At 71.4% G+C, this 20,620-nt stretch carries 16 protein-coding genes; 3 read left to right on the forward strand and 13 right to left on the reverse strand.

Features of this window, described 5'->3' with window-relative positions; genetic code table 11:
- Positions 1 to 6 precede the first annotated feature (6 nt).
- The 10 genes from tgmB to OG254_RS46750 all read right to left on the reverse strand — a co-directional run bounded on the left by tgmB (position 7) and on the right by OG254_RS46750 (position 12,846).
- On the reverse strand, positions 7 to 981 hold the full coding sequence (gene tgmB / locus OG254_RS46705) for an ATP-grasp ribosomal peptide maturase (protein WP_405593938.1): 975 nt from the start codon (positions 979 to 981) through the stop codon (positions 7 to 9).
- Between the two features lie 16 nt (positions 982 to 997).
- A complete protein-coding gene (gene tgmA / locus OG254_RS46710) occupies positions 998 to 1,189 on the reverse strand; it encodes a putative ATP-grasp-modified RiPP (protein WP_351192802.1) in 192 nt (63 codons plus the stop codon).
- Positions 1,190 to 1,306: 117 nt separating this feature from the next.
- Positions 1,307 to 1,603, reverse strand: a complete 297-nt coding sequence (locus tag OG254_RS46715) for a DUF1232 domain-containing protein (RefSeq protein WP_405593941.1) — start codon at positions 1,601 to 1,603, stop codon at positions 1,307 to 1,309.
- A gap of 245 nt (positions 1,604 to 1,848) precedes the next feature.
- The gene (locus tag OG254_RS46720) at positions 1,849 to 3,006 is read right to left on the reverse strand and encodes a hypothetical protein (protein WP_405593943.1); all 1,158 of its coding nucleotides are present in this window, start codon (positions 3,004 to 3,006) and stop codon (positions 1,849 to 1,851) included.
- A 218-nt stretch (positions 3,007 to 3,224) separates the two neighbouring features.
- Positions 3,225 to 3,719 carry a lamin tail domain-containing protein gene (locus OG254_RS46725; RefSeq protein WP_405593945.1) on the reverse strand — a complete coding sequence of 165 codons (495 nt, stop codon included), beginning with the start codon at positions 3,717 to 3,719 and terminating at the stop codon, positions 3,225 to 3,227.
- Between the two features lie 101 nt (positions 3,720 to 3,820).
- Positions 3,821 to 4,786, reverse strand: a complete 966-nt coding sequence (locus OG254_RS46730; protein WP_405593947.1) for a DUF1152 domain-containing protein — start codon at positions 4,784 to 4,786, stop codon at positions 3,821 to 3,823.
- Between the two features lie 99 nt (positions 4,787 to 4,885).
- Positions 4,886 to 6,250, reverse strand: coding sequence for an FAD-dependent oxidoreductase (locus tag OG254_RS46735; protein WP_405593949.1), 1,365 nt, complete (start codon positions 6,248 to 6,250; stop codon positions 4,886 to 4,888).
- Positions 6,251 to 6,425: 175 nt separating this feature from the next.
- Complete coding sequence (locus OG254_RS46740; RefSeq protein WP_405593951.1) at positions 6,426 to 7,244, reverse strand: chitosanase; 819 nt, start codon at positions 7,242 to 7,244, stop codon at positions 6,426 to 6,428.
- Positions 7,245 to 7,377: 133 nt separating this feature from the next.
- Entirely contained in the window at positions 7,378 to 10,050 is a 2,673-nt protein-coding gene (locus tag OG254_RS46745) for a SpoIIE family protein phosphatase (protein ID WP_405593953.1), read from the reverse strand.
- A 270-nt stretch (positions 10,051 to 10,320) separates the two neighbouring features.
- Entirely contained in the window at positions 10,321 to 12,846 is a 2,526-nt protein-coding gene (locus tag OG254_RS46750; RefSeq protein WP_405593955.1) for a SpoIIE family protein phosphatase, read from the reverse strand.
- Between the two features lie 353 nt (positions 12,847 to 13,199).
- Between OG254_RS46750 and OG254_RS46755 the strand changes: the two genes are divergently transcribed.
- Positions 13,200 to 14,882 (forward strand): tetratricopeptide repeat protein, encoded by a 1,683-nt coding sequence (locus tag OG254_RS46755; protein WP_405593958.1) that lies wholly within the window; start codon positions 13,200 to 13,202, stop codon positions 14,880 to 14,882.
- A gap of 13 nt (positions 14,883 to 14,895) precedes the next feature.
- On the opposite strand, the gene OG254_RS46760 is transcribed toward OG254_RS46755, so the two are convergent.
- The 3 genes from OG254_RS46760 to OG254_RS46770 all read right to left on the reverse strand — a co-directional run bounded on the left by OG254_RS46760 (position 14,896) and on the right by OG254_RS46770 (position 19,596).
- Complete coding sequence (locus OG254_RS46760) at positions 14,896 to 16,749, reverse strand: SpoIIE family protein phosphatase (protein WP_405593960.1); 1,854 nt, start codon at positions 16,747 to 16,749, stop codon at positions 14,896 to 14,898.
- Between the two features lie 66 nt (positions 16,750 to 16,815).
- Positions 16,816 to 17,496: a class I SAM-dependent DNA methyltransferase gene (locus OG254_RS46765; RefSeq protein WP_405593962.1), complete on the reverse strand. Its 681-nt coding sequence runs from the start codon at positions 17,494 to 17,496 to the stop codon at positions 16,816 to 16,818.
- A gap of 285 nt (positions 17,497 to 17,781) precedes the next feature.
- Positions 17,782 to 19,596 (reverse strand): ABC transporter ATP-binding protein, encoded by a 1,815-nt coding sequence (locus OG254_RS46770; protein WP_405593965.1) that lies wholly within the window; start codon positions 19,594 to 19,596, stop codon positions 17,782 to 17,784.
- Positions 19,597 to 19,891: 295 nt separating this feature from the next.
- Here OG254_RS46770 and OG254_RS46775 point away from each other — a divergent pair, with 295 nt between their 5' ends.
- Together OG254_RS46775 and OG254_RS46780 are read left to right on the forward strand one after the other, a co-directional pair.
- Positions 19,892 to 20,065 carry a hypothetical protein gene (locus OG254_RS46775; RefSeq protein ID WP_405593968.1) on the forward strand — a complete coding sequence of 58 codons (174 nt, stop codon included), beginning with the start codon at positions 19,892 to 19,894 and terminating at the stop codon, positions 20,063 to 20,065.
- Positions 20,066 to 20,173: 108 nt separating this feature from the next.
- Positions 20,174 to 20,608: a hypothetical protein gene (locus OG254_RS46780; protein ID WP_405595607.1), complete on the forward strand. Its 435-nt coding sequence runs from the start codon at positions 20,174 to 20,176 to the stop codon at positions 20,606 to 20,608.
- Positions 20,609 to 20,620 lie beyond the last annotated feature (12 nt).

Here is a 20,620-nt window from a genome sequence, read left to right on the forward strand (position 1 = left end):
GCACGGTCAGACCACCCTCGCGCTCGCGCCGTTGACGTGGGACTCCAGCCCGGCGACGGGCTGGGCCAGCCATTCGGCGATGGTGCGGGCTATCGGCTGGCCCGTGTCCACCTCGACGAAGCCGAACTGGCCCGACTGGTTGCACTCCAGGAACCACCACGTGCCGTCGGCGTCCTCGACGAAGTCGAAGGCGCCGTAGGACAGTTCGGCGTCCCGCAGGTACGCGCGGACGGCCTCTGCGACGCGGGGCGCGACGTCGACGGGCTCCCACAGCGCGTCGGACGTCGCGAAGCGGACGTCCACCTCGACCTCCGTACCGGTCGCCTTGCGAGCGGCCAGCAACCGGTCGCCGACCGCGGTGAGACGGATGTCGGCCCGCTTGGCGACGCGCCGTTGCAACAGGGTGGGTCCGTACGCGACGGCGGAGAAGTCCGTGTCCGGGGCGACCCTGCTGGTCGGCACCGCGCGCGGCGGGTCCTGGGGATGCGCGCCGGACACCGGTTTGACCACCAGATCCGGGTAGCGCTCGGCGAACTCGCGGGCGGCCTGCGGGAAAGTCGTGATCAACGTGGCCGGGACGGGCAGTCCGCAGCGCTGGGCCAGCCGCAGCTGCCAGGGCTTGTGCCGGGCCCGGCGGGCGGCGTCGGGGTGGTTCATCCAGCGGGCCTCGCTGCCGCGCAGCATGCCGTACAGCGCCTGCCCGGCCTCTTCCGTCAACCAGGTGGAGGGGCTGGCCGCCCGCTCGGCCGCGGTTCCCGGCCTGCGCAGCCAGACCGAGCGCAGCCCGGCGATGCTCACCAGGCGTCCCGCGGACGACAGATGGCCGCGGAACGCTCCGTGCACATATTCGCCCGACAGGGACACCCCGTCGGTCAGGTCGGCGGGGTCGAGTCGGAACACCGGAACGCCGGACGCGTTCAGGTGCACCACCACCATGTCCGCCGTCACGTCTTCTTCGCTCGTCAGAATCAAGACGGTCATTGTCGGCCGCCTGCGTTCAGTCGTCGAAGTGAGTCTTGGAGCCCGCTGTGGACGTCGTGGTGCCCAACTCCCGCATCAACGCGTGATCACAGGCGGCTATGCGGCCGTCACGGAGCACGTTCAACTGCATACCGGAGTCGTAGATGTACGGAGCGGTGAACTCCAACTCCGCTGCCGGCCGTGCATAGTTGAGCGCGAACGGTTGCATCGTCTCTCCCTTACAGGTGCAGCTCCGATCGAGCCTGGCAACCCGGCGGCGGCCCTCGGTCACCGACGCCCTTTGGTTTCCACTTACTTAAACGAATCGAACGAGTGATTGGTTTCGTTACTTTCCGTAATCAACGGCGTCCGGCGGTCCCGCCTCGGGAGAGCGGCGCAGGGTACGCAGTGCCAGCAAGAGCACGCCGATGTCGTCCAGATACACCGGATCGGGCAGCAGATCGGTCGGCAGCACGAAGTACAGGACGGCACCCCAGAACACCCATCGCGGCCCCGTCGGCAGCCCGGAGCGGCGCAGCAGCCGCCGTGTCCGCACGAGGCGCACCAGCACGCCGACGGCCACGGCGAGCACGACGGCCGCGAGGGCCACGACGGCGATGATCACGGTGGTGGTGGACTCCACTGACCCTCCTCCTGCCGGTGTCGCGTGACACACGCACTGTTAGTCGGATGCCCGCTCCGGTCGTGCATGTTGCATGACGACGGTCACCCGGCGGCATCACATCACCCGTCAGGACGGAAGACGCACAAACGGCCCGGTCACCTGCTCGCCCCGGCCTACCGGCGCGCCGAACGGCACCCGCCCGACGCAGTAGTCCGCCCCCACGAAACCACCGCATCCGCAGTACGCGCCCCGCCGCGCCGGCGCTACCGGTCCGACGTCTCCCGCCGGGCCTCCACAGCCTCGGGCGGCTGCTCGTCACCGGTGTCGGGCGAGGCCTTACGGGGCCGGCTCTTCAGGCGTTCGAAGGTGCGGGTCAGGTGTTGGAGGGGGGACGGCGGCGCGGTGGTGGCCGGCTGGGGCTGCCGCTCGGGTTCGGCGCCGGCGGACTCCCGGTAGGCGGCCAGGGCCGCGTGTGCCTGTTCGGCGGCCTCGCGGTACAGGTCGCGGGACTTGGTCATCGCCTCCAGGGCGTCCGCGTACATCGCCACGAGCTTGCGCTCGCGTGCGAGCTCCTCCCCCAGGGTCAGCAGCCGCCAGTCCTCCCGCAGGGCGGTCAGTGCCTCCCCGCCGCCCTCCGGCACCGGCCGCGGCAGAGCGGCGAAGCGCGTCACGGCGTGGATGAGTTCGGCCGGCTCCGAGCCGTCGAGAAAGACACTGCGTACGGCGAAGCCGTCGGCGTCGTAGTCGGCCGGCGCCGGAGCGCCGGGCAGCACCACGGCGCCGCCGCGCGGCACCTGCACGCCGACGTCCCGCAGGGCCCAGTTCACGACGCGCAGTTGGCTGGGCGCGGCGCGATGCTCGACGACCCGGTGCCGCAGGCTCGGCGGCAGCATCCCGGCGAGCGGGACGCGCCCGCGCTGGTCGGTGGTCATGGCCTCGTGGACGACGACATGGATGCTCCAGCCGTCCCGTGCGGAGTCCCGCAGCACGCGCCGTACGGCCTTGTCGTCCGAGGGGAGGGGGTTGATGTCCCGCAGTCGCAGCCCTGTGACCGCGTCATGGTCCCAGGTCGACTCCGGCTCCTGCGGCCAGAACATCGCGGCAGGCGACGGCCACCGGGGATCCCACGGAGCCTCCGCCTCCGCGACCAGCACCCACTCCTGGCCGCTGTCGGAGCCGCGCTCGACGGTCAGCCGGGCGCGTACGGTCACCGACCCGGCGACCCGCCAGCGGGCCTCGAAGATCCACTCCTGGGCGGCCTCGTCCTCGGGCACTTCCAGGAAGTCGTCGATGGTCAGGCTGTCCTTGAGCCGTCGCAGGCCGGTCCGGACCGCGTCCTGCGCAGCCGGACCTGGGTGGCGGCCGCGGGCCGACCACACTGTCGGAGGAGTGGTGGGGCGAGTGCTGGAGGAGCTGGGCATGGGTCCATCTGTGGGCGGGGGCACGTGCTCGTACAAGTATCGTCGCCGCACATGGATGCCCACGGACCGGGGTCCGCACACGGGGTGTGCTCGATCCGCACCGGACGATGGCCCCTCACCCGTGGCCCGCGCCCTGTCGCGTCATGACAATGACTCGGTGAGCAGGACCCGTCCACCATCCGCATTGGGGCGGGTCCTGCTCACCACGGGGCGTCCGCTCAGTTGTGGTACCCGATGTAGCCGTTGCCGTCCCGGTCGTTCTGGGTCTTGGTGTAGGCGTGCGAGTCCGCCCCCGCGCCCGAGGGCTTGTAGAAGTAGATCGTGTCCTTGTCGTTGTTCCACATGAAGTTGCAGTTGTCGCGGTAGACGACGTTGCCCCGGTCGGAGTCGGTGCCGTTGCCGCCGCGCAGCTTCACGTAGTCGCCGGGCTCGAGGTTGTGGTTGGCGGTGAAGGTGAACCGGTTGCCGGCCTTGTCCTTCACGACGTAGCCCTTGAGGTTGACCGTCGTACCGGACGAGTAGTTCTTGATCGTCAGGTATTCCTCGTCGGTGTTGCCGGTGCGGCAGTTGTTGGAGTCGCGGCCCGGCGCGTCGTACTGGATGCCGCGGATCTTCAGCGCGGACGAGTACTCGGTGGCCTGGGCGGGCGCGGCGGCGAGCGCGCCGAGCGTGCCGGCCGCGACGGTGATTGTGGCGAGAATGCGTATGCGCATGGAGAAACATCCCCCTGTGTGGTGCTTCTGTGAAGATCAGGAGTGTATCCGTGCGGAACGGCCGCTGTGCCGACTTCACCGAAATGCGAGACGTGGGTGCGTCAGTGCGGGTAGGCCCGAGGTGGGCGTCGACGGGTGAGCTCTTCGCGGAAGTCCGAGATGACCGAGCTGATCTGACGCATGAGGGCGGTGTTCTCGAGCCGTTCGAGATAGAGGTTGTGCCGGGCGAGGGCGGGTGCGTCGACGCAGAAGTAGAGCGCCATGAGCGGGTTGACGAACAGTTCACCGCCCTTGGTCCGCTCGGTGAACCTGACGTCGCCGAAGTCGCCGCGCACGGCGGCGGCGACGGAACCCTGCACGATGCTCGGACGGTCCGGCGTGCAGGACTGCGCGTGCGCCACCGCGTCGAGATAGAGGCGTCCCTCGCGGCTGTCGCGCGGCAGCGAGAACGCGCCCAGGTAGCCGCCCTCGCGATCGAGTGCGGCGAGATTCTCCAGCACCAGGGAGTGGTTGACGCCGTGATACGCGTCCACCCCGAACCCGAGGCACGCCACCAGTCGCACGGCGACCTCGTCCAGCCCGGCCACGGCGCCCAGGCTGGCCATGTCCTCCTCCGGCGTGCCCAGCCCGTCCTCGTCCCCGCGCATCAGGATGTCGGTCCCGCCGTCCACCAGCACGACCGCGTCCACGCCGCCCAGATGCGTCAGGAGCGCACGGTAGGCGGCCCTGAGCGGCTGCACGCCCGTGCGGGCGAACGCGTACACCGTGTCGGGCAGGTCCTGCTCGGCGAGCCACCGCGCGAGGGTGCGCTCGGGGAAGTAGTCACCGCGCGCCGCGGTGTCCGGGCGTATCGCCGCTATGTCGTGGTCCACCCACACGTCGAGGTCCAGCCCGTACAGGTCCGAGAACGACAGGTTCGCCAGGTGGACCTCCTTTCCGGCCGCCCGCAGCGCGAGCGCGAGCGGTAGTCCGGCGTACACGTCGAAACCGCCGCCCGCGCCGGCGACGAGGACCCGCCGCGCGTCGCGCAGCCGGGTGAGGAAAGGGGGCTCAAGGAGTGAGAACACCGGGGGACGCTAACAGGCCGCGATCACCGGGGAGAGCGAATAAACCCGGAGGGCCGGGGAATGAACCCCCGGCCCTCCAGGTCGGCGTCGGTCGGCGGGTTACGCGCCGCTCTCGCGGAGCATGTCCTCGCGCTCGACGATCTTCACGCGCTCACGGCCCTGCGGCTCGCCCAGCGCCTTCTCGGCGGCGTCGAGCTTGTACCAGCCGTCCCACGTGGTGAACCGGACGCCCCGCTCGGCGAGGAAGTCGTCCACGGCCTCCGGCTCGGGCGAGGCAGGCGTCTGCAGACGGTCGTTCGCGAAGTCGTCCAGCAGGTTCGCCACCGTCTCGTTGGCGTCGCCCTTGGTGTGGCCGATCAGACCCACCGGACCACGCCGGATCCAGCCGGTGACGTACGTCGACTGGAGGTGCTCGCCGGACTCCTGGACGACCCGGCCGCCCTCGTCCGGGACCGTGCCCGAGTCGATGTCCCAGGGCAGCTTGGGGAGTTTGTCGGACAGGTAGCCGACGGCGCGGTAGATCGCGGTGACGTCCCAGTCCTTGAACTCGCCGGTGCCCTCGACGTTGCCGGTGCCGTCGAGGGCGGTGCGCTCGGTGCGCAGGCCGACGACCTTGCCGTCCTCGCCGAGAACCTCGGCGGGCGACTCGAAGAAGTGCAGGAACAGCTTGTGCGGCCGGTCGCCGACGTCGCGGATCGCCCAGTTCTCCAGGGTCTTGGCGACCATGTCGGCCTGCTTGTTGCCGCGCCGGGTCTCGATCGAGCCCTCGTCGTAGTCGATGTCCTCGGGGTCGACGATGACCTCGATGTTGGGGGAGTGGTCCAGCTCCCGCAGCTCCATCGGGGAGAACTTCGCCTGCGCCGGGCCACGGCGGCCGAACACGTGTATCTCCAGCGCCTTGTTGGCCTTCAGGCCCTCGTGGACGTTCGGCGGGATCTCCGTCGGCAGCAGCTCGTCCGCCGTCTTGGCCAGGATGCGGGCCACGTCCAGCGCGACATTGCCGACACCGAGCACGGCGACCTTCTCCGCCTCCAGCGGCCAGGTGCGCGGCACGTCCGGGTGGCCGTCGTACCAGGAGACGAAGTCCGCCGCGCCGTACGACCCGTCGAGGTCGATGCCCGGGATCGACAGCGCACGGTCGGCCGTCGCGCCCGTCGAGAAGATCACGGCGTCGTAGAACGCGCGCAGGTCGTCCAGGCTGAGGTCGGACGGGTAGTCGACGTTCCCGAAGAGACGGATCTGCGGCTTGTCGAGCACCTGGTGGAGGGCGGTGATGATGCCCTTGATGCGGGGGTGGTCGGGGGCGACGCCGTAACGGATCAGCCCGAAGGGCGCGGGCATGCGCTCGAACAGGTCGATGGACACGCCGGGCTCGGCGGCCACCTTGGACTTGAGCAACGCGTCGGCGGCGTAGATCCCGGCGGGGCCGGCTCCGACGATGGCTACCCGCAGGGGGCGGGGCATGATCAGGTTCCCTTCGAGAGGCGATAGATCGACTCGAACGGGAAGCCTAAACTAAGGCAAGCCTAAGTCGGTACGCGGGTCCAACCTATGAGCTCATAAATCAATTCTATGGGCTGGAGGAGGGAATCGAGGCCGCCGTCCCGCGCGGGCGCGAGGCGGCGACCCCGGTTCTGTGTCAGTCGATGTGGAAGCTGTCCCCGTACACCTTCCAGTCGAGCGGCGTGTTCAGGTCGAGGTTGCCGTTGCGCAGGAACACCCGCTGGGCCGTGTCGACCCGGCTGGTGTCGCTGTGGGCCTCCTCCTGCTTCATGGCCCACACCCGCGCGTCCAGGAAGGCGTCGAGGTACGTGACCTCGTCACCGCCCTGCGCCGGCGGCCGGGCCCGGTCCAGGGCGCGCCCCCGGATGTTGCGGAAGCTGGTGGGGTCCGAGCCGTCGCCGTGCATGACGATGGCGTCGTAGTAGGCGAACTGGCCGAGGACGCGCAGCCCGTCGGTCTTGCCCTGTTGCACGGCCGGGTTGAAGTACACCCGGTCGCGCTCGTCGTTCTGCGCCTGCTTGAACGCCTGGTCCTGTGCGGCCCGGGCCCAGTCGCCGGGGTAGTTCGGGTCGAGTCCGTCGTGCGAGTCGGTGCCGTCCACCCGGCGCAGCGCCGGCAGGTACGGGGCGAGGACGTTGCCGGGGCTGCGGTCGGCGTACAGCTCGACCAGGTCGAGCATGTCGCCCGTGCCGGAGCAGAAGCCGATGATGCCGGCGGTGTAGCCGCGGCCGTCGCCGATGTCCTCGATGTACTTGTACTGGGCCTTCCAGTCGAGCGAGGAGTTCTCCGCGCTCGACACCAGCTTCATGGCGATCTCCTTCTTCGCCGGGTCGTCGAGCCCCAACGCGGCGCAGAGTGCGGCGGCGTGCGGGGAGTTGAGGAGGGGGGCCGATACCACCGACGCGCCGATCAGGGCGAGAAGGGTGCGGCGTGAGGTGTGCGAGGGGTGCTTCACGGCGGCTCCAAGTGGAGGTGGGGGGTGGGGAGTTGGCCGTACGCGACACTGATAGGAAGGTTTCCTATCAGATGCTGCGTATGAGAGGCACCCGTCGCGTCAAAGGTTCGTACCTACCTACAAGCCGCCGCGGCTACGGCAGCGGCTGCTCCGCCCAGATCACCTTGCCCGCCGGGAGATACCGCGTGCCCCAGCGCTCGGCCAGCTGCGCGACCAGGAACAGACCGCGCCCGCCCTCGTCCGTCATGGCGGCGTAGCGCAGATGCGGCGAGGTGCTGCTGGCGTCGAAGACCTCGCAGATCAGACTCCGGTCGCGCAGCATGCGCACGCGGATCGGGTCACCGCCGTACCGGATGGCGTTGGTGACCAGCTCGCTCAGTATCAGCTCCGTGGCGAACGACAGCTCGTCCAGCCCCCATGACTCGAGTGTCCGCGTCACCGCGGAACGCACCTCGGCCACGGCGGCCGGGTCGGACGGCACATCCCATTCGGCCACGTGATCGGCATCGAGCGCCCGCGTCCGCGCCACGAGCAGCGCGATGTCGTCGCTCGGCCGGGCCGGCAGCCGTGCCTCGAGGACGGCCTGGCAGGTCTCCTCCGGCGAGCGGTCCGCCCCGGTCAGCGCCTCGCGCAGCTGCTCCAGGCCCTCGTCGATGTCGTGGTCCCGGTCCTCCACCAGCCCGTCCGTGTACAGCACGAGCCGGCTGTCCTGCGCGAGCTCCAGCTCGGCCGTCTCGAACGGCAGCCCGCCCAGGCCCAGCGGGGGACCGGCGGGCACGTCGGGAAACTCGACGGTGCCGTCCGGCCGGACCAGGGCCGGCGGCGGATGGCCGGCGCGGGAGACCGTGCACAGCCGGGAGACCGGGTCGTAGACCGCGTACAGACAGGTCGCGCCGGTCACCGGGGCGCTGTCGCCCTCCTGGGCCTCGTCCTGGTCGATCCGGGCCACCAGCTCGTCCAGCAGCCCGAGCAGCTCGTCGGGCGGCAGGTCCAGGGCGGAGAAGTTGTGCACGGCCGTACGCAGCCGCCCCATCGTGGCCGCCGCGTGCAGCCCGTGGCCCACGACGTCCCCCACCACCAGCGCGACCCGGGCACCGGACAGCGGCAGCACGTCGAACCAGTCACCGCCCACCCCTGCCTGCGCCGGCAGATACCGGTAGGCGATGTCGAGGGCGTTCTGCTCGGGGAGGCTGCGCGGCAGCAGGCTGCGCTGGAGCGTGACCGCCATGCTGTGCTCGCGCGTGTACCGGCGGGCGTTGTCGATGGACACCGCCGCCCGGGCGACCAGCTCCTCGGCGAGCGCCACCTCGTCGGCGTCGAACGGCACGCCCTTCTGCGACCGCCAGAAACTCACCACGCCCAGCAGCAGCGACCCCGCCCTCAGCGGCACCGCGATCAGCGAGTGGATGCCGAAGTCCACCACCTGCGCCGAGCGCTCCCGATCCTGCGCCCGCCAGCCCGGCGCCTCCTGGAGCCGCGGCTCGATGACGGCATGCCCGTCGCTCAGCGCCCGGCCCTGCGGCGAGGAGTCGACGAACCGGATGTGCTCGCCCACCGGATACAGCGGCGCGTCCTTGCGTATCCCGCTGAACGCCGTACGCCGCAGCCGGGTCGCCGCCTCCGGCTGCCCGCCGCCCAGCACGGCGTCGAAGAGGTCGACGGTGGCGAAGTCCGCGAAGCGGGGCACCGCCAGCTCCGCCAGTTCCTCGGCGGTGCGGGTGACGTCCAGGCTGGTGCCGATGCCCACCCCGGCGTCGTACAGCATGTTGAGGCGCTCGCGGGCCTCCTCGGCGCGGCCGGACAGGGCCCGCAGCTCGGTCGAGTCGCGCAGGGTGGCGACGCTGCCGGAGGGGCGGCCCCTGAGATGCGTGGGGCGCTGGTTGACGGCGAGGAGCCGGTCCTTGACCAGGTGCACCTCGTCGGTGGCCATCCGGCCGGAGTCCAGCAGCTCGGCGGTGTCGGCGGCGAGGCCGAGCTGGAGCACCTTGCGTCCCTCGGCGTCCTCCGGCAGGTCGAGCAGGCGGTGTGCCTCGTCGTTGGCGAGGAGCAGCCTGCCCTCGTCGCCGACGATGATGACGCCCTCCCGCACGGCGTGCAGGACGGCGTCGTGGTGCTCGTACATCCTGGTCATCTCGTCCGGCCCGAGGCCGTGCGTCTGGCGCAGCAGCCGTCTGCTGACCAGTGCGGTGCCGCCCGTGGACAGGGCGAGCGCGACGGCGGCGGCGGTCAGGACGAGCGGCAGCTGCCGGTCCGCGGTGCCGCCCACGGTGTCCGTCGTGATCCCGGCCGACACCAGGCCGACGACCTTCCCGTCCGGATCCTCGATCGGGACGACGGCCTGCACGAGCGGGCCGATGGTTCCCGTGATCTGCTCGGTCACCACCTTGCCCTCGAGCGCGGGCTCCAGGTTCCCGACGAAGTGCTTGCCGATGCGGTCGGGCTTGGGGTGGGTGTAGCGGATGCCGTCGGTGTTCATGATGACGATGAAGTCCACGCCGGTGGCCTCGCGCGCCGCCTCGGCCCGCGGCTGGAGCACAGCGGTCGGATCCGGGCTCTTGAGCGCCTCCCGGGTGCCCGGCGCGTTCGCGAACGACTCGGCCACCGCGACCGAGCGGTTGCGCGCCTCCTGCGTGCTGTCGTACCGCACCTGAAGCACCAGCGCGACCACCGCGGCGACGACCAGCAGCAGCACGATCACGACCTGGAGCAGGAACACCTGACCGGCGACGCTGCGCCCGCCGACGGTCGCCCGCAGCCAGCCGATCGGCCCCTTGCGCGACCCCTCGTCGCCAGGATCGAACGGCATTCCCCGCTCGGGCACCACGGTGCCGCGGTCGGGCGCACGCCAGGTGCGCGGACCGCTGGGACGACGTGCCGACCGGGCCCCGGATCGACCCGATAGTCGGACCATGTGCCCATGTCTACACTGCTGCGCCGCCGGAGGCGAGGGACGTCACGGACCGTGACAGGAGCTGTTTCCTGATCCGCACGACGATCACGCCGTGATCCACCGAAACTGGGCAACTCCCGTCCCCGCCACGGCAGTACGACACCGAAGGCGCCGGGCGCCGGCCCCTCACTTCCGGCGCAGCGGTGTGGCGCGCAGGGTGGCGAGCAGCAGCGCGATGTCGTCGGGACGGTCCGCCATGTGCCGGGCCGTCGCGGTCAGCCGGTCCGCGAGGCTCGCCAGCGAGCGGCCGCCCGGGCGGGCACCGGGTCCACCGGCCCTCGCGAGCGCCACCCGCAGCGCGCTGATGCCGTCGTCGATGTCCACACCGGGCCGCTCGACCAGCCCGTCCGTGTACAGCGCCAGCACGGCACCGGGCTCCATCCGCAGCTCCTCCACCGGGTACTGCGCCTGCGGGTCCACTCCGAGCACCACCCCGCCCGGCAGGTCCACGAGTTGCGTACGGCCGTCCGGGCGGCGCAGCAGCGGGCGCGGGTGCCCGGCCACGACCGCCTGCGCGACGCCGGTCGCGGGGTCCAGCCGGATGTAGCAGCAGCTCGCGAACAGACCGGGGTCAAGGTCGATGAGCAGGTGGTTGGTGCCGCTCATGACCTCGTCCGGCGGCCGGTCGCCGAGGGCGAAGGCACGGACGGCGCTGCGCAGCTGGCCCATGGTGGCCGCCGCCTGCACGCCGTGCCCCTGCACATCGCCGATGACCAGCGCGAGAGCGTCCCCGGCGGGCACGACGTCGTACCAGTCGCCGCCCACCTCCATGCCCTGGGTGCCCGGCAGGTAGCGCCCCGCGGTCTCCAGCAGTGGGTGCTCCGACAGCCGCCGGGGGAGCAGCGCCTGCTGGAGCCCGCGGGCGAGCGCGGCCTCGCTCTCGTAGCGCTGCGCCTTCTCCAGGGCGTGTGCGATCAGTCCGGCCATGGCGGTGAGCACCGCGCGTTCCTCGCCGCTGAAGCTGCGCGGCCGGTCGAAGCCGAGGATGCAGGAACCGACGGGGCGGCCGGAGGCGATCAGCGGCAGGAAGGCGCGGGCGCCCTCCGTCGCGTCCAGCGCGATGCCCGGGTAGGCGTCGGCGAGCTGCTGCATCGAGTCGAAGAACAGCGGGCGCCCGGTGGTGAGCGTCTCCACGCCCGGCAGCCCCTCGTCGAGTCCCACACCGTCGAACGGGGCGAGGAACCCCTTGGGGAAGCCCGTCTCCCAGGCCAGGAACAAATGCCGCTCCTGGAGCAGATAGATGGCCAGCCGGCGGCCGCCGAACACCGGCAGCAGCTCCCGCATCACCACGGCGGACACCTGCCGGGGCGTGACCGCCTCCGTCAGCGCGATGGCGAGGACTATGGGGCGGTACAGGGGAGCGAGCGACTGCGCTCCGCCGGGCTCCGGCGTGCCAGGCGCCTCCGGGAGATCGGCGGGGGTGTCAGTCACCCCGTGCCCCGGGCGGATCGTGATGGTGAGCAGGTCGGGGCCGGGATACGCGGACAGGGAGAGCAACTCGTCCCCGAACGTGCGGGTGGCGGATTCGTGCTGGTCGTCGGAGGGTCTGCGGACGTGGAAGTGCACCGGCTCCGGGGACAGCAGGGCCACCCGCAGATGGTCCTCGACGGAGGGCTGGTTCAGCCAGGGCACGCTCTCCCACAGGGTCCGGCCCAGCAGCTCGCCGCGCGGCACGCGCAGCAGCTGCGCCGCGTGCGGATTCGCGTAGACGACCGCCCCCAGCCGGTCCAGGCAGAACACCCCGTCCGGCAGCAGGTCCGCCGCGACCTCCGCCACCGCGCCCGCCCCCGGGTCGAGCACGACACCGCGTACGGGCGCCGCACCGAAGGGAGCAGAGTCGTCGTACCGCCCCCAGACCTCGACCAGTCGCGGCGCGCCGTTGGCCGCGCGCACATACAGCGGCAGGGCCGGTGGCCGCCCGCCGGCCGCCTCCCGCAGCGCGGCCAGAATCCGGTCCGTGTCACCCGGGGCGACGGCCCGCACGAACTCGTCCACGGTGGCGTGAGCCTCGCCGGGGACGGCACCCAGGACGACGTTCAGCCGCTCCTCGGCGGTCACGACGTTCGTCGCCGGGTCCCAGGCGAACCGGCCCAGGTAGCCGGAGGGGCGACGCCTGGCCGGCGGCCGTACGCACAGCGGCCCGCCGTCCCAGGTCACCGCCGATGCGCCCTCGTCCTCCAGGGGCCGCAGCGCCGACCCCAGTTCCTTCGCCAGCTGGGCCATCCGCTCGCGCACGGGCAGCAGTTCCGTGGCGTCCTGCGCCGACGGCCGCAGCACGGTCAGCACACCGAAGATCGACGATCCGCCGGTCACGGGGACGTACAGGGATCCGAACTGGAACGGCAGACCGGCGGCGAACTGCGGGTAGCGGCGCATCGTGTCCGTCGCGTTCGGCAGCACCACCTCGACGCCCAGCCGGTAGGCGTCCGCGACGGGGAACGGCCGGTCCACATGCAACCGCCACCACGGCCGGAACAACGGCCCGGGCAGCCCCTCCAGCACCGCCAGACGGAGCAGTCCGGGCGTGCTGGAGCGCAGGTAGACCCCTCCCGCGTGGCCGCCGGCTGCGCTGATCGCCTCTGCCGAGGCATCGATCAGCAGCGCCGCCAGCCTGCCGGGCGTCCGCTCTGCGCCCTCGGCGCTCCCAGTCATCGGCCCTACCTCGTCCGTACGCCGTCACGCGCGCGACACAGCAAGAATGCGCCACGACGCACCTCGCCCGCACCTGGGCGGCGAAAGTCCGACGGCGCGCAGGGTGCCTCCGAGCCGCCGGAGCCCGCTAATCACGGGGGAGAAGCCCGGTGGATCCCGGGCATCCCCCCACTGCGGCCCGGCATGCAGCACAGGCGAAAACCGGACGTCGTGGCCATGGCGAACCGCGTTCGCCGTTCCACCAAGCCTCGTCCCCCCGCGAGTACCCGCAACCGGCCCGTCCCCTCCCCGTTGTCCCTGCGGAACACTCGGAAGCAACCCGGCCCGTCCGGCACAGGCAGGAGAGCAGTCGCATGGAGTACTACGACCTCGGCACCCACACCCGCTCCGTCACCACATCCTGCGCACAGGCCCAGCTCTGGTTCGACCGTGGCCTGGTGTGGACGTACGCCTTCCACCACGAGGAGGCCGTCGCCTGCTTCGAGGCCGCCGCCGCGGCCGATCCCGACTGCGCCATGGCCCACTGGGGCGTCGCCTACGCGCTCGGGCCGAACTACAACAAACCCTGGGAGTTCTTCGACGACCAGGACCTCGCCCGCACCGTCGACCGCACCCACGCCGCCGTGGAGCTGGCGCACGAGAAGGCGGCGCACGCCACGCCCGTCGAGCAGGCCCTGATCGCCGCACTGCGCGCCCGCTACCCGCAGGCCAAGGCGGTGGAGGACTGCTCGGTCTGGAACGCCCCGTACGCCGAAGGAATGCGCGCGGTCTACGAGCTCGCCCCCGACGACCTCGACGTCGCCACCCTGTACGCGGACGCCCTGATGAACCTCACGCCCTGGCAGCTGTGGGACCTCAGGACCGGCGAACCGGCCGAGGGCGCCCGCACCCTGGAGGCCAAGGCCGTCCTCGACCGGGCCCTCGCCCGCCGCGCCGGGCGCGACCACCCGGGGGTGGTCCACCTGTACATCCACCTGATGGAGATGTCCCCGACGCCGGAGGCGGCCCTGTCCGTCGCCGACCGGCTGCGCGGACTGGTGCCGGACGCCGGGCACCTCAACCACATGCCCTCGCACCTGGAGGTGCTGTGCGGCGACTACCGGCGGGTGGTGTCCGACAACACGGCGGCGATCGTGGCCGACGAGAAGTACCACGCCCGGGCCGGGGCGATGAACTTCTACACCCTGTACCGCTCGCACAACTACCACTTCAGGATCTACGGCGCGATGTTCCTCGGCCGCTCCGACGTCGCCCTGGAGACCGCGGCGCAGCTGGAGGCGTCCATCCCCGAGGACCTGCTGCGTGTGCCGAGCCCGCCCATGGCCGACTGGCTGGAGGGCTTCCTCGCCATGCGCGTCCACGTGCTGATCCGCTTCGGCCGCTGGGACGACATCCTGGACCTGCCGCTGCCCGCCGACCCGGAGCTGTACTGCGTGACGACGGCGATGCTGCACTACGCCCGCGGCGTCGTCCTCTCCGCGACCCACCGCGTCCCGGAGGCGGAGGCGGAACGCCGGCTCTTCCGCGCGGCCGTCGCCCGGGTCCCCGAGACCCGCATGCTCTTCAACAACACCTGCGCCGACATCCTCGCCATCGCCTCGGCGATGCTCGACGGCGAACTGGAGTACCGCAAGGGCGACCACACCGCCGCCTTCGCCGCACTGGAACGCTCCATCGACCTGGACGACAACCTTCCCTACGACGAACCGTGGGGCTGGATGCAGCCCACCCGGCACGCCTACGGAGCCCTCCTCCTCGAACAGGGGTGCGTCGAGGAGGCCGAGGCCGTCTACCGCGCCGACCTCGGCCTGGACGGCAGCCTCCCGCGCGCCCTGCAGCACCCCGGAAACGTCTGGTCCCTGCACGGCCTCCATGAGTGCCTGATGCGTCTGGGCCGGACCGGGGAGGCGCAGATGGTGGCCCAGCAGCTGCGTCTCGCCGCCGCGCTGGCGGACGTACCGATCGAGGCCTCGTGCTTCTGCCGGCTCGACACGACCGCCCAGGGGGCCGCTGAGGGCGGCTGCTGCGCCGAGTGAGCGGTGCGTCCGGTCAGCGGTCGCCGGGTGTGCCGGGCAGGGGCTGCTCGAACCAGACCACCTTGCCCGTGCTCACCCTCGTCGCGCCCCAGCGCTCAGCGAGCTGGTCGACCAGGAACAGTCCTCGGCCGCCCTCGTCGCTCAGCTGGGCGTGCCGCATCCTCGGGACCACCGGCGAGTCGTCGCCCACCTCGCAGCGCAGCACGTCCGTGTGGAGCAGCCGCAGGGTGATCGGCCGGGAGGCGAAGCGCACCGCATTCGCCACGACCTCACTGACCAGCAGCTCGGTGGTCTCCACCAGGGCGTCGAGCCCCCACTCGCCGAGGGTCCTGCGGGTCAGCCGACGGGCCTGTCCCGCGGTCTGCGGACGCGGCGCCATGTACCAGTACGCGACGGTCTCCGGAAGGATGCCCTCGAACCGGGCGGCCAGCAGCGCGATGTCGTCGTCGCGCCCACCCGACCCCAGTGTGCCGAGGGCCGCGTCGCACAGTTCCTCCAGCGACGGGGGAGCGGATCCGCGGGCGGCCGCACGCAGCCGTGCGCACAGCCGCTCCACCCCGTCCAGGACGTCCGAGTCGCGGGACTCGACCAGGCCGTCGGTGTACAGCAGCAGCGTCGCCCCGGCGGGCGCGTGCGTCTCGACGGACTCGAAGCCGCCGTTGCCGACACCGATCGGCGCTCCGGGCGGGACGTCGAGGACCTCCACGCCGCCGTCCGGACGCAGCAGCACCGGCGGCAGATGGCCGGCGTTGGACACCAGCAGCCGGTGCAGCACGGGGTCGTACATGGCGTACAGGCAGGTCGCCGTGTGCTCACTGCCCAGCCGGCCCGCCTGGTCGTCGAGGTGGTGCAGCACCTCGTCCGGAGGCAGATCGAGCCCGGCGAGGGTCTGCACGCTGGTGCGCAGCTGGCCCATGATCGCGGCCGAGGTCATGGAGTGGCCCATGACGTCGCCGATGACCAGGGCGACACGGTTGCCGGGCAGCGGGATCGCGTCGTACCAGTCGCCGCCGACCTGTGCGGTGCGCGAGGACGGCAGATAGCGGCTGGCCATCCGGACGCCGGGCGTCTCCGGGAGCGACGGCGGGAGCATCGTGCGTTGCAGGGCGTCCGCGATGGAGGCCTCACGCTCGTACAGACTCGCCTTCTCCAGCCCGAGCGCGGTGTGGGTGGCGAGCTGGGAGGCCACGATCAGGTCGTCGGCGGTGAAGTCCGCCCGGCCTGGTTCACGGACGACCACGACGCTGCCCAGGACGTGGCGGCGACCGTGCAGCGGGGCGATGATCAGCCGCCGCCCGGGACGCTGCTGCGGCGTCCCGAGCAGCTCGGCCGCGGCGGCGGCGACGCGCCGGGTGTCGCCGAGCACCGGCCGCCCCTCCTGGAGCAGAGCGGCGAGCGGGCTGCCGGGGGCCGGGCGCAGGACCTCCGCGGCCGCGGCGGGCGCGTCCGTCGAGGGCGGTTCGGTGGCCGGGGCGGCACCGGGGGCCCGACGTACGGAGCGGTCCGAGCAGTGCAGCCGCAGGACACCCGGGTCGGCGACGGTCTCGTCGCCGACCGGCAGCGGGGCGTAGAGGTGGACGAACGCCCGGTCGGCGAACGCCGGGACGGCCGCTCGGCACAGTTCCCACAGGGTCTCGTCGAGGTTCATGCCGCGGGCGATGCGGCGGGTCGCGGCGTCGAGGTAGCGGAGCCGGTCGGTGAGCGGCTCGGCGAGGTCCGGTCCGTCGCCGGGCGGGGCCGCGGGAGGAGCCGGTGCGGACGGGGGAGACGGGTCGGGGTGCTGCCGGCGTTGCGCCAGGGCAGCACGCTCACGCATGCCGGGTGTCTGCTCCCGGATGCCGTCACCACCTCCGAGCTGTTCGGCCATGCCCGTCCTTGTGCCTGCCTTTCCGGCTGTGCGGCCCGCGTCGGAGCGCGCGGATCTTCAAGTCGCTCAGGTCCGCCGTCCGCACCGCAGGAAGATCTGCACCTCGGGCTGGATGTCGGCGGCCGCCGGCGCGTAGGTGTACGAGGACTCCCCGACGATCTCGAAGCCCGCTTTGTCGACGACCTCGCGCAGCTCGTCCCCCAGATAGCCGGAGACGCGGATGGTCCTTCCGATGAACGGGATCGCGAAGTCGTCCACATCTGCCTCCACCATCGACAGCGCGAACAGGCCCCCAGGAACCAGCAGGTGGCGGACGGTCCGCAGGGCGAGGGGGATCTCGGCGCGCGGCAGCATGAGCAGTGAGAAGAAGGCGGTCACCGCGTCGAAGCGGCCGAGGTCCAGGGGGCCCGCGGGTCGCAGATCCGCGATGTCCGCCTGATGGAACACCGCGCCCGGCACATGGCCGCGGGCCAGCTCGATCATGCGGTCCGACAGATCCACACCGACGACCTCGAAGCCCGCCCGGGCCAGCTGGCGCGCGGTCGGCAGCCCGGTGCCGCAGCCCAGGTCCATGACCCGGGCTCCGGCCGGCAGGGATCCGATGAGCCACTCGGCGGCCGCGACCTGGCCCTCCTTGTGCGGGAAGGCCTCGTCGTAGCGGTCGCCGATCGCGTCGAAGGCCGCGGCCTGACCTGTGCGGTCGAGCCGTAGGGCTCCGTAGTCGAGCTCGTCGGCGGGGTTGCTCACAAGGATTCTCCTCGGAGGCATTATGGTCTATTTCTTGGAATTCCTATAGACGTGACCCTGTCCATACGGACATGACCATAATGCCGGACCTTGCCCCCGGTCCGCCGCCGGGATCCCATGGATCCCGGCGGGACCGTCGCCTACGGGGCCACGTCCTCCAACTGCCGTCCGGTCGTCTCCTCCGCGGCCACCGCCGCCGTGACCGCCCCGAGCAGGGCGACCGCGGCGAGGGTCACGAAGACCGTGCCGAGCGCGCCGCGCGGTCCTCCCAGGGTCGTGCCGAGTTCAGGGCAGCTCGGCCCGGGCCGGGCTGTCGTCGAGGAAGCCGCCCGACTGGTGCTGCCACAGCTTCGCGTAGGCGCCGTCCGACGCCAGGAGCTCGTCGTGGCTACCCTGCTCGACGATGTGGCCGCGGTCGAGCACGACGAGCCGGTCCATGGTGGCGACCGTGCTCAGCCGGTGCGCCACCACGAGCGCCGTCCGCCCCTCCATGAGCCGCCACAGCGCTTCCTGGACGAGGATCTCGCTCTCCGAGTCCAGGGCGCTGGTCGCCTCGTCGAGCAGCAGGATCGGCGCGTCGCGCAGGATCGCCCGGGCGAGGGCGACCCGCTGGCGCTGACCGCCGGACAGTTTGATGCCGCGCTCGCCCACCATGGTGTCGAAGCCGAGCGGCAGCGCGTCGGCGAACTCCGTGACATGCGCCGCCTCGGCCGCGCGGCGGACCTCGGCGTCGTCCGCGTCCGGTCGGCCGAACGCGATGTTGTCCCGCAGCGAGCGGTGGAACATCGCCGGGTCCTGCGGCACGTAGGCCATCAAGCCGCGCAGGTCGACCTGGCGCAGCCGGCTGATGTCCTGACCGCCGATCAGGATCCGTCCGGCGTCGATGTCGGTCATCCGCAGCAGCAGCCGGGTGAGCGTGGTCTTGCCGCCGCCGGACCGGCCCACCAGGCCGATCCTCGCCCCGGCGGGCACCTCCAGGTCGAGCCCGTCGAACAGGGGCCGGCCACCGGCGTGGGCGAAGGTCACCTTCTCGAAGCGGACGTCGCGGGCCCCGGGCAGCAGCGGTTCCGGTGACGGCGGGTCGAGCACGGTCGGCGGGTTCAGCAGCAGCTCGGTGAACTGCGCGGCCTCCGTCATCGAGCTCTCCAGCCGACGGTAGATCTGGTTGAACTCGAACAGGATCCGCGTCGCGTTGCTGTAGTAGGTGAAGGCGACCACTATCGCCTCCACACCGAGCTTGCCGCCGCCGAGCGTGACCGCGAGCAGCAGGCCCATCGCGTTGGTCAGCACCGACATCGGTGCGACCAGGGTGTCGATGCGCAGATTGCCGTAGTCCCACGACCGCAGCGTGAGCCGCCGGGACGTGGCGACACGGGAACGGTGCTCGGCGGCCTCGCGCCCCTCGGCGGCGAACGCCCGCACCGTGTCCATGTTCATCAGGCTGTCGGCGACATGCCCCGACACCCGGGCGATCGCCTCCTCGCGCTGGTCGACCAGCGCCTGCCGGCGCCGGATGAGCGGCACCACGCACACCGCCGTCACCGTGATCATCGCCAGGAGCCCGACGACCAGCAGCGGTTCGTAGCGCCACAGCACCACCGCTCCGAAGGCCAGCGGCACGAACATGCCCACGATCTGGAACGTCAGCGTGTCCACGAACTGCTCGAAGCGGGCGGCGAAGCTGAGGACGCGTTTGGTGAGCGACCCGGCGAAGTTGTCGTGGAAGAACGAGGCGTCCTTGGCGAACAACTCGTCCATTCCGACCACGTACAGATGCTCGATGCCCAGCGCGTCCAGGCGGTTCAGGCAGTGCAGCGCGACGCGCCACAGTGCCTCCGACAGCAGGAGCACTCCGACGAAACCGAGGACGTACGGCAGCGCCGAGGTGACGGTGACGCCCGAGTCGTCGGCGATGTCGCCGACGAGCTTGGCGACGATCAGCGGCGCGACGTAGTTGATTCCGATGTTGCCCATGGCCGACAGCAGCATCGCCGGCACCGCCAGCCGGCGCAGACGGGCCAACTCCCGTCCGTAGTGGCGAAGTGCGAGAAGCACCGACCGTTTGCCCGGCAGAACCCTGCGTGCTTCTGGCGTTCCCATCCCACCCCTGTGATGTTCTGCGGCTGCCCGCTACGCGCTCCTGCGGGCAGGGGGCAACGCCGCAATGATTACGTGGAGTCTCGATTCGGATACGCAGTGTCCCGCGAGGGCGGCGGCGCAGTCCAAGCGTTTTCCGGGCCGATGGGAGCGCATGGGGGGCGTACTGCTCACCCGGAGCCGCGACTTCCCTGTACCACAAGTAACATGATCCACTTTTCTCTCAGGTGCACTTCCCGGTCACCTCGGCGCCCGCTCAGCCGCGCCCTCTTCTTGCCGACCACTTTCGAGGACTTCCATGTCGTCTCAAGGCGATGCCCTTCAGCAGGCACACACCGACTACGAACAGCACATGCGGACCTGCCGGCAGTGCCATGCCGACAACGCGCACTGCCCGGTCGCGAAGCACCTGCTGCGCCTGTACAACAACGCCCGAAGAAGCGGCGCCCGACAAGGCGTCCGTGACCGCTGACGGTCGGCTCACGGCCATGCCCCGGTGCGCCGCGCACCGGGGCCGCACGGTATGCAGGGGGTACCCGAGACTCAACTCCCCTGGCCCGTGGAGGACTTCGTGCCACTCATGCCCCGCTCACCGTCCGGCTGGACCATGGCCGTCTTCGGCGTCCTCGCCGCCGGACTGGGCGTGGTGGGGCTCATCGCCCCGGACGCCCTGCTCACGCTCATGGGCTTCACGCCCGTCACGGACTCCCGGCGTGCCGAGGGGGATTACACGACGGTGTTTGTGACGGCGTCTTCCATGGCGGCGCTCAACATGGGCGTCTACTACGTGCTGGCCGCGCTCTCCGACTGGAAGGCCTTCTTCCGCTGGACGGTCCCCTTCCGCCTGCTCACCTGCGCGGTCTTCACGCTCGCGGTGATCGGCGGCCGGGCCCCGTCCGGCTTCCTCGGCGTGGGACTGTGGGAGGGCCTCGGCGCGTTCGTCACGGGAGCCGCGCTCCGCCACGAGCAACGGGGCGCACGCGCCCAGGGCGCGGAGGCGGACCCGGTCACCTAGGGCCCGGGGACC

The organism is Streptomyces sp. NBC_01092 (assembly GCF_045039535.1).
GTDB lineage: Bacteria > Actinomycetota > Actinomycetes > Streptomycetales > Streptomycetaceae > Streptomyces.